Genomic DNA, 1,363 nt, shown 5'->3' on the forward strand with positions numbered 1-1,363 from the left:
TTCCCGGGGTACTTCCTGGTGGTCGCCGACTTCATCATGTGGGCCAAGAAGCAGGGCATCGCGGTCGGCCCGGGCCGTGGCTCCGCGGCCGGCTCGATCGTGGCGTACGCCATGGGCATCACCGACCTCGACCCGATCCCGCACGGTCTGATCTTTGAGCGGTTCCTGAACCCGGAGCGTGTCTCGATGCCGGATGTCGACATCGACTTCGACGAGCGTCGGCGCGTGGAGGTGATCAGGTATGTGACGGAGAAGTACGGCGCCGACAAGGTCGCCATGATCGGCACGTACGGCAAGATCAAGGCGAAGAACGCGATCAAGGACTCCGCGCGCGTGCTGGGCTACCCGTACGCGATGGGCGACCGGCTCACCAAGGCGATGCCCGCCGACGTGCTCGGCAAGGGCATCGACCTGAACGGCATCACCGATTCCTCGCACCCGCGCTACAGCGAGGCGGGCGAGATCCGGTCGATGTACGAGAACGAGCCGGACGTGAAGAAGGTCATCGACACCGCCAAGGGTGTGGAGGGCCTGGTCCGGCAGATGGGCGTGCACGCGGCCGGCGTGATCATGTCCAGCGAGCCCATCGTCGACCACGCCCCGGTCTGGGTGCGGCACACCGACGGCGTGACCATCACGCAGTGGGACTACCCGCAGTGCGAGTCGCTCGGCCTGCTGAAGATGGACTTCCTGGGCCTGCGCAACCTCACGATCATGGACGACGCCATCAAGATGGTGAAGGCCAACAAGGGCATCGACCTCGAGATGCTCTCCCTTTCGCTGGACGACCCCAAGACCTTCGAACTGCTCTGCCGCGGTGACACCCTCGGCGTCTTCCAGTTCGACGGCGGCCCGATGCGCTCGCTGCTCCGCCAGATGCAGCCCGACAACTTCGAGGACATCTCCGCCGTCTCGGCCCTCTACCGGCCGGGCCCGATGGGCATGAACTCGCACATCAACTACGCGGAGCGCAAGAACGGCCGCCAGGAGATCACGCCGATCCACAAGGAGCTGGAGGAGCCGCTCGAGGAGGTCCTGGCGGTCACCTACGGCCTGATCGTCTACCAGGAGCAGGTGCAGAAGGCCGCTCAGATCATCGCCGGGTACTCGCTGGGCGAGGCCGACATCCTGCGCCGGGTGATGGGCAAGAAGAAGCCCGACGAGTTGGCGAAGAACTTCGTCCTCTTCCAGGCGGGCGCCCGGAAGAACGGCTACAGCGACGAGGCGATCCAGGCCCTGTGGGACGTGCTGGTCCCCTTCGCCGGCTACGCCTTCAACAAGGCCCACTCCGCCGCGTACGGGCTGGTGTCGTACTGGACGGCGTATCTCAAGGCGAACTACCCGGCCGAGTACATGGCCGCGC

Annotated in this window: 1 protein-coding gene; it reads left to right on the top strand. The window is 65.7% G+C overall.

Annotated features, from left to right (window positions below):
• Positions 1 to 1,363: DNA polymerase III subunit alpha (dnaE, locus tag ACYVO6_RS22725; RefSeq protein WP_461063895.1), on the top strand; the 1,363-nt coding region annotated here is incomplete at both ends.

This window comes from Streptomyces pseudoechinosporeus (genome assembly GCF_054783935.1).